Origin of the sequence: Arthrospira sp. PCC 8006 (genome assembly GCF_046480465.1) — a bacterium.
Lineage (GTDB): Bacteria > Cyanobacteriota > Cyanobacteriia > Cyanobacteriales > Microcoleaceae > Limnospira > Limnospira platensis.
Genome location: NZ_PKGG01000222.1, coordinates 1 through 8347, shown reverse-complemented (window position 1 = coordinate 8347; position 8347 = coordinate 1). Strand labels below are relative to the sequence as shown.

The 8347-nt window shown below is 44.1% G+C and carries 8 protein-coding genes and 2 pseudogenes; 5 read left to right on the top strand and 5 right to left on the bottom strand.

What is annotated here, in order from left to right; genetic code table 11:
* Positions 1–164 precede the first annotated feature (164 nt).
* Positions 165–434, top strand: a pseudogene (locus tag B9T16_RS22850) (transposase); the annotation flags it as partial.
* A gap of 123 nt (positions 435–557) precedes the next feature.
* Here B9T16_RS22850 and B9T16_RS22845 read toward each other — a convergent pair.
* Positions 558–1748 (bottom strand): TRC40/GET3/ArsA family transport-energizing ATPase, encoded by a 1191-nt coding sequence (locus B9T16_RS22845; RefSeq protein ID WP_006617008.1) that lies wholly within the window; start codon positions 1746–1748, stop codon positions 558–560.
* Between the two features lie 38 nt (positions 1749–1786).
* Positions 1787–2191, bottom strand: coding sequence for a DUF2358 domain-containing protein (locus B9T16_RS22840; protein ID WP_006617009.1), 405 nt, complete (start codon positions 2189–2191; stop codon positions 1787–1789).
* A 419-nt stretch (positions 2192–2610) separates the two neighbouring features.
* Between B9T16_RS22840 and B9T16_RS22835 the strand changes: the two genes are divergently transcribed.
* Positions 2611–3888, top strand: coding sequence for an FAD/NAD(P)-binding oxidoreductase (locus B9T16_RS22835; protein WP_006617010.1), 1278 nt, complete (start codon positions 2611–2613; stop codon positions 3886–3888).
* Positions 3889–3964: 76 nt separating this feature from the next.
* On the opposite strand, the gene B9T16_RS22830 is transcribed toward B9T16_RS22835, so the two are convergent.
* Positions 3965–4375 carry an ArsR/SmtB family transcription factor gene (locus B9T16_RS22830; protein ID WP_014276477.1) on the bottom strand — a complete coding sequence of 137 codons (411 nt, stop codon included), beginning with the start codon at positions 4373–4375 and terminating at the stop codon, positions 3965–3967.
* Positions 4376–4617: 242 nt separating this feature from the next.
* Between B9T16_RS22830 and B9T16_RS22825 the strand changes: the two genes are divergently transcribed.
* Positions 4618–5949, top strand: coding sequence for a response regulator (locus tag B9T16_RS22825; protein ID WP_410245857.1), 1332 nt, complete (start codon positions 4618–4620; stop codon positions 5947–5949).
* On the opposite strand, the gene B9T16_RS22820 is transcribed toward B9T16_RS22825, so the two are convergent.
* Positions 5946–6254 (bottom strand): DUF3067 family protein, encoded by a 309-nt coding sequence (locus B9T16_RS22820; protein WP_006617013.1) that lies wholly within the window; start codon positions 6252–6254, stop codon positions 5946–5948. The two genes, B9T16_RS22825 and B9T16_RS22820, sit on opposite strands and share 4 nt — an antisense overlap.
* Before the next feature lie 216 nt (positions 6255–6470).
* On the opposite strand from B9T16_RS22820, the pseudogene B9T16_RS22815 reads away from it, so the two are divergent.
* Positions 6471–7313, top strand: a pseudogene (locus B9T16_RS22815) (RNA-guided endonuclease InsQ/TnpB family protein); the annotation flags it as partial.
* 94 nt (positions 7314–7407) lie between these two features.
* A complete protein-coding gene (locus B9T16_RS22810; protein ID WP_014276476.1) occupies positions 7408–7731 on the top strand; it encodes a hypothetical protein in 324 nt (107 codons plus the stop codon).
* Positions 7732–7740: 9 nt separating this feature from the next.
* On the opposite strand, the gene B9T16_RS22805 is transcribed toward B9T16_RS22810, so the two are convergent.
* Positions 7741–8347 (bottom strand): methionine gamma-lyase family protein (locus B9T16_RS22805; RefSeq protein ID WP_410245856.1); only part of this gene is annotated, 607 nt, incomplete at its 5' end.

Below are 8347 nucleotides of genomic sequence, written 5' to 3'. Positions count from 1 at the left end.
TTAATTGGGATGAGGAATCTTTGTAATTAGAGAGGTAGAAGAGCGTAGCCGAAGGGTGAAAGACATTGTTAGAAATCGCAACTACCGGCAAGCTGTAGATGTAATAGAAAGAGAGGTCAAAAGATTAGAAGCAGACGACAAACCCAGGGCTAGAGGACCGATGTTTGCTCCCTCAGCTAGAAGAGGGAGATATTATTATTCTTGACAATGGGAGTTTTCATCACGGTGAAAGCATAAAAGAAATGGTAGAAGAAGTGGGATGCGAAATCTGGTACTTGCCAGCTTATTCACCAGATTTGAATAAAATTGAAAATTGGTGGTCTCCCTTAAAGACATGGATGAGACCAAAACTTAAAGACTTTGAAGCGGTGAGAGAATGTGTAGATGCAGCGTTCAAAAGCTGTACTAATGTATTTGCGTATTGCTATATTTGATTAAAAATGCTGACCAAGCCCTATATCGTGCTAAAGCTGCCGGACGAAATAAAGTCCAATACTCAACTACACTCACAAACCGGATTCAGCTACCTTAATCACTGAACCCGGAATTGAGAAGTTTTAGGAAATCTTCGCCACGTCAGCAAATCGAATTTTCAAATAATCTTCCTCCATTTTCGCCCCGGAAGGCTGCAAAGCCGCTAACGCTTGGGGTAAAACTAAATTGCGGCGGTGGTTCCCAATACGGATATTTAACTCATCACCCGTCTTGTTTAACTGTATCTGTTCCTTGGGAATTCCCGGTAAATATAACTCCAAACTATAGTATTCTTTATCTTGGATAACCCGCATAGTATTTTCCTGATAATAAACCAGAGTCGGGTCTTCATCTTTATACAAAATATCCTTGAGTTGCTCTAAGGCTTCAAAACCGCACATTTCCTTAGTAAATAGTTCTACTTCTTTGACAGGAAGAGGGCGGAAATTATCATGTATTTCCTGGCGATATTGCTGTTGGTTCTCCTTCCAGCGTTGGAAAAATGGATCGGTTACTGAGTCGGGGATAATCCGATTCGCAATCACTAAATCCGTGGCTACATTGTACAAACTCAGATAAGCATGGGCGCGCAAGGATTCTTTAATTACCATTTTTTCTGGGTTAGTTACCAGACGCACTGAGGTTTTCTGATTATCAGTTAATACCTTTTCTAAGGCTTCGATTTGCTCGTAAAATTCATAGGGTGCATCCATTACTTCTTTGTCCGGGAGGGAAAAACCAGCAATAGGTTTAAAGATGGGTTCCACTAAAGGACGCAGAGCGGCCGACATCCCTTGTAACGGTTTATAAAATTTTCTCATATACCACCCACCTACCTCCGGCAAACTTAATAGGCGCAGAGCAGTCCCTGTGGGCGCTGAGTCAATGATGAGAACCTCAAATTCCCCCTCGTCATAGTGCCGCTTCATTCGCACCAAGCCGAAAATTTCGTCCATTCCGGGAAGGATAGCCAATTCCTCGGCTTGAACGCCATCAAGTCCCCGCGCTTGCAGAACTTGAGTGATATAGCGTTTGACAGCCCCCCAGTTTCCCTCTAATTCCATCAGTGCGTCTAGTTCTGCGCCCCATAGGTTGGGTTTCACCTGGCGGGGTTCATGGCCGAGGGGTTCATCAAAACTATCTGCTAGGGAGTGGGCTGGGTCTGTACTTAATACCAGGGTTTTATAGCCTAGTTCGGCGCACCGTAAGCCTGTGGCCGCCGCCACGGAGGTTTTACCAACGCCTCCTTTTCCGGTCATTAAAATCACGCGCATATAGTTTTGAGTCCCGCTTAAAATATGTTTACATTATTCTAACGTTTAGGGCTGTTTTGTTGAAAAAGCTGTTTGACTACGGCGAGGCGGGAACAGTTCCAGTAGTCTATGTGGCGGTCAATTAAGCCTTCTGGGTTGATGTGTAGGTGGCTGTAACCGGGGATGGATAGTCGCGGAGCCCAGGGCAGTACAGATACGGTCCAACTGAGAGTCCATTGGGTCTCGATGGTGTCCCCAGATTCCGAAATATCATGTAAGTCTAATTGGATATCCTGAAACCAGGTGGCCATGAAGTTGATCATTTTTTGATAGCGATCGCATCCCGAAAATTCATTAACAGGGTCTTTAAAATAAACGTTTTCTGCATAAATACTATAGGTTTGATTATCGGGAAAGTTTTGATAATCTTGTTTGATGGTTTCGATGAGATCGTGGGCAACCATAGGATTGATTTGATGATTTAGTTTATGGGACTTTAGCCGAGATTTATCTGATTAATAAAAATATTAAAAATCCATCAATATGGAGGTAAATATATGGCTCAAGGTTGACGCGTTTATAGCATTTATGGTAGAATATGTCAATGGCTATGTATAGATCAGTTTTCAGTTGAACGAATGATTAGAATGGTGGCGCAACTGGGTTGAATGATATGTATAAATACTCTAGCAGCTACCATTTTGGTTATAGCTAGTTCAATAATGATGCAATCGTTGTTGTTATGGGACTAGCATACTATCATCAAAATTCAGGTTAATAATTGGTGTTGATCAATTGTTAACAATTTTGATGATTGGTGTGATCTGGTTGACAATAAAGCCTAAAATTATTAAAGTTAAAGTCACGGGAGTAAAAATACCTTATGACAAATTCGGAAAGTCCCACATCCAAAACCATCACAGATTCTCTCCATCATACCATTGTGGTTGTGGGTGGGGGAGCGGCTGGCATAACTGTGGCTGCCCAAATTTTACAACAGGATAGTAGCCTAGATATCGCTATTATTGAACCCTCAGATAAACATTACTATCAACCAGCTTGGACTTTAGTGGGTGGTGGTGCTTATCGTCTTGAAGATACTATCCGGGAGGAAAAAGACTGTATTCCTACGGGTGCTACCTGGTTGAAAGCAGCAGCAAAAACCTTTGAACCAGAGCAAAATCTAGTGATTCTGCAAGATGGACGAGCCATCAAATATGATTATCTGATAGTTTGTCCAGGGATTCAAATTGACTGGGATAAAGTAGAAGGACTAACAGATGCGATCGGCAAAAATGGGGTAACTAGCAACTATTCTAAAGATTATGCCGAGTACACCTGGGAAGTGATCAAGAATTTTCAAGGAGGGAACGCGATTTTCACTTTTCCTGCGACTCCTATTAAGTGTGCGGGAGCGCCTCAAAAAATCATGTATTTGGCGGATGATACTTTCATCAAAAATGGAGTTAGGAATCGGTCGAATGTGATTTATGGAACTCCGGGAGCCAAAATTTTTGGGATAACAGGCTACTGTGAATCTTTAGAAAAGATTGCCGCGCGCCGAAATATTGATGTCAAATATAAGCATAATCTGAAAGCGATTATTCCCTCAAGCCAGGAAGCAGTTTTTGAAAAAACCACGGAGGCGGGAGTAGAGGAAATCAGGATTAAATATGATATGATTCATGTCACGCCGCCAATGAGTGCCCCTGATTTTATTAAAAACAGTCCTTTAGCGGTGAAAGAGGGACCCACGAAAGGTTGGGTAGATGTAGACAAATACACGCTGCAACATAATGTTTATCCGAATGTTTTTAGCTTAGGGGATGCTTCGTCTCTTCCCAATTCTAAAACAGCGGCTGCTATTCGGCGACAAGCACCCGCATTAGTGGAGAATTTGTTAGCGGTGATGGCTGCTAAACAACTAGGGGGAAAATATGGCGGGTATGCTTGCTGTCCGTTGGTAACAGGTTATGGGCGGACAATTATGGCAGAGTTTGATTATGATGGTGTTCCGAAATCTAGTTTTCCATTCGACCCGACGGAAGAACGTTATAGTATGTGGTTAGTGAAGCGCTATGTTTTGCCTTGGCTGTATTGGAATCGGATGTTAAAAGGGAAACCTTTTGAGGCGGATATGTTAGCGGGACAAAAATCTTAGGCTAACTTGTCAATATTAGTAAATCCCGACACTGACCTAGGGAATTAGGGGCTGTGTCGGGTGATTAATTAGGAAGCTAGAATGCTTCTTGAAGAACTCGGAGCTTTTCAAACTGTTTGTTTTGCTGATTTATCTGAACCGATAGGGAATCACAGACTAACTCACACAACTCAAATAGGAAAGGATTAGCAATTTCATAATAAACATTAACCCCCTGTTGCCGGCGAGTGACAATCCCAGCTTGAGCAAGCATTTTTAAGTGTTTGGAAACGTTAGCTTGTCCTAAACCAGTGGCTTCAATAATTTGAGTAACATTTTTGGCACCAGTTTTTAAGCAGCAAACAATCTGGAGGCGACTGACTTCGGAAAGAACTTTAAAAAAGTCAGCCATAAGAGTCAATGCCTCGGGTGGAAGTTTGGAGACTCCGCACTCCCCAGAATTGGATTCAAGCTGGAATTGTGATGCTTTGACGGAAGATGTTGTCATGATTTAAGTAGGTGAGTTGAATAAGTTATAGGAAAGGTGTGCTTACTATATTACCACACAGTAGAGGTTGTTGTCTCATTTATTTGAGGCTGATTTATGATGGGTAGAGTAGCGATCGCCTCAAGGAACCCGAAAGGAAACCCCAGCTTTGAGCTACAATTGAGTAAGTAGATGCAATTCATTATTTATCGCCATCAGGTAATTAAGCAATCTGGCCAACTACCTTCACACCCCCCGATCCCATGACTGATTCGACCGATGACACAATTTTAATTGTCGAGGATAACCGATCAAATCTGAGTTTGATTGCCGATACGATCGCCAATGTGGGTTGTCAAATAGCGATCGCCACCAATGGCATTGAAGCGATCGCCCAAGCGGAAGCGATCCAACCGGATCTAATTCTGCTGGATATCGTCATGCCTAAGATGGACGGCTTTGAAACCTGTCGCCGTCTGAAACAGAACCCTTCAACCTGTAATATCCCAGTAATTCTGATGACAGCCCTAGACGATACGGCCGATAAGGTGAAAGGCTTATCCCTAGGAGCAGTAGACTATATTACGAAACCGTTTCAGCCAGAAGAAGTGCTGGCCCGTGTTAATGTACATTTAAAGATCCGTTACCTAACCCAACAACTAGCCGATCGCAACTTCCAACTAGAACAGAGAGTAGCGGAACGCACCCACGAACTAACCCAGGCCCTAGATAACCTGCGAAAATTTCAACTACAACTGGTTCAGAGTGAAAAAATGTCTACCTTGGGTCAACTGGTGGCTGGGGTGGCCCATGAAATCAATAATCCGATTGGTTTTATTGAAGCGAATTTGAGCCATGCGAGTATTTATGTGTTCGACTTGCTGAAACACTTGCAAATGTACCAACAGATGTTCCCGGAAGCACCGCCGGATCTTGATCATCACGCCGAGGACATTGATCTTGAATATCTGATGGAGGATCTACCGCAACTGATTGCTTCTATGCGAGTGGGGACAGAACGCATCCGCAATATCAGCCAAAGTCTGAGGACTTTCTCACGCTCCGATGATAATAATGCGGTATTGTTCGACCTGCATCAAGGTATTGAAAGCACTTTGCTGATTTTACAGCATCGATTAAAAGCGAATCGCGATCGACCTGCGATCATGGTGATTAAAGAATATGGGTACCTTCCGCCGATTAGATGCTACCCCAGCCAGATGAATCAGGTATTCATGAATTTGATCACTAATGGTATTGATGCGATCGAGTATGCTAGTGAGGGTTCCAGCTATGAGGACTTAGAGACAGACCCCCACTCGATCAAAATTACCACTGAACTGGGAGAAGATGGCACATCAGCAGTGATTAGGATTGAAGATAATGGAATTGGTATGACTGCACAAGTGCAAGAGAAAATTTTTGATTATCTATTTACGACTAAATCTATTGGTAAGGGTACAGGTATTGGGTTAGCTATCTCTCGCCATATTATCGAAGAAAAACACCGAGGTAAGTTAACCTGTACCTCCCAAATCGACTCAGGGGCTAGGTTCACGATTACTATTCCCCTGGTAACGGAGGACTCTGATTAGACCATCCATTCGGAAGCCCTACCCCCCAAGTCAATGGGAATACTGACGGCTTTTCCTAGCCGGGGGCGATCGCGAGTGTTCAGGATATAATTGGTAACCTGTTGTGATCCTCCCAAACTGGTGAGATAATCAGCGATCGCATTGAGGTGATCGAGATACTCAGCCTCACCCAAATGAAAAGAAGCCTGTTCTAGGTACTTCCACATAACTTGGACAAAAATTTTGCCCCGCGTCCGCCGCAGTTGGATATCATAGGAGACTCCCCACTTGTTTAACAGAAGTTGTCGTAAGTCCTGGCCCGTCATAAGCACCTCTTGCATGGACTGAGAAAGAACTGAGAATCCTCGCGCCGTTTGTCGTGGGAATGTGAAAAGTTGCATGATCTGGAAAGACTCGATAGCCGCTTTGGCCGACTCTATTTAAAGGGCGGATGTAGCGGCAAAGGCGAATAAATTCGCTTACCTACTATTGCTATCTTTTCATTTATATGCCATAATAGCATAACCTTGTTAAGTTGGGCAATGATTGTATACGAGTTCAAAATAAAAGCCAAACCATCTCAGTACCAAGCTATAGACGAGGCTATTCGCACATCTCAGTTCATCCAAAACAAATGTTTGCGCTATTGGATGGACAATAAGAGGGTGGGAAAATATGACCTTAATAAATATTGTGCTGTCTTAGCGGCTGAGTTTCCTTGGGCTAATGAATTGAACTCGATGGCTAGACAATCAGCGCCTGAACGCGCTTGGTTGGCTATTTCTCGCTTCTACGATAACTGTCAGAAAAAAGTTAAGGGGAAAAAGGGATTTCCTAAGTTCAAGAAAAATGCTCGCTCAGTTGAATATAAAACTAGCGGATGGAAACTTTCGGAAACCAGAAAAGCTATTACCTTTTCTGACAAAAAAGGTATCGGAACTCTGAAATAAAAGGGAACCTGGGACCTCAACTACTACGATATCAAGCAAATTAAACGAGTCCGATTAGTCCGCCGGGCTGACGGATACTATGCTCAATTTGCGATCGCTGTCAATGTCAGGATAGAGACTGAACCCACTCATAAAATAGTAAGTTTAGACTTAGGAATTAGATAATTTATTGCTGACAATAAAGGCAATGTTGAACCATCTCCCAAGTTCTACCGCCAAGCTGAAAAGCAGTTAAAGAGAGCCAATCGAAAGAAGTCTAAAAAGTACAGTCCAGCTAAAAAAACAGCCCAAAAAAAGCAATCGAACAACTATCACAAAGCTAGAAATAGATATGCTCGTAAGCATTTAAGAGTAAGTAGGCAGCGAAAAGAATATTGCAAGAGATTGGCGTATTCCGTTATCCAATCTAACGATTTGGTCGCCTATGAAGATTTGAACAAAAATAGCGACGCATTCCCCCACCTCGCCGAACGGCAGGTGGGGGTCAAGGAGCTGCCGATCTGACAAGCCTTGGGGTAACAAGCGCGTTATGGCAACCAACAAATCCACATCAATCGTCCGTACAGACCGATGGAATCTTAACCCGACAGCAGCAGCGCGAGTGCTGTTGAGCCAAACGGTTGAGGTCTCCCTAGGTGTCTGTCGGCATTTGATAGGAATTCTCTTAACTCATTGGCCGTCTCTCGGAGGGTTATCGAGTCAAAAACGGGTTCTAGCCGTTGAGAAACTGATTCACCCAACCGCCAAGAACCCCAACCCCAAATACCGGCAATTTGACCAGACCTTTTACAAGTTCCCCAGCTATTACCGGAGGGCAGCGATTGTCTTGGCCGCCGGCCAAGTCAGTAGCTAAATTGACGGATTAAGCATCATTTAGGGAAGCGATCGCTTCTATAGCAGCTTCCAAAGCGATCGCCACATGAGTCCAGTGAGTCCCCCCCTGACAGAAAACAATATAGGGTTCTCGCAAAGGACCATCAGCCGAAAACTCAGAGGTACTACCATCAATAAAAGTCCCCCCCGCCATCACCAACTCACTCTCATATCCTGGCATTTCCCCCGGAACCGGATCAAGATAGGACCCAATAGGCGAAAACTTCTGCAAAATGCGACAAAAAGCCACCAACTTATCGGGTGAACCCAACTCGATCGCCTGAATAATATCGCGCCGAGGTATCAGAGGCGCAGGATTAACCCGATAACCCAACTGGTCAAACACATAAGCAATCAAATGTCCCCCCTTAACCGCTTCCCCCACCATCTGAGGCGCAAGGAATAGCCCCTGAAACAGCAATCGGTATTGTTCAAAGGTTGCCCCACCACTGCTACCAAAACCGGGCGCGGTGAGGCGACAGGCGGCCGCTTCTACCAAATCTGAACGCCCCGCCACATAACCACCCGCCGCAGCAATAGTCACCCCCGGATTTTTAATCAGGGAACCAGCTATAAAATCAGCCCAAACTGCCGTC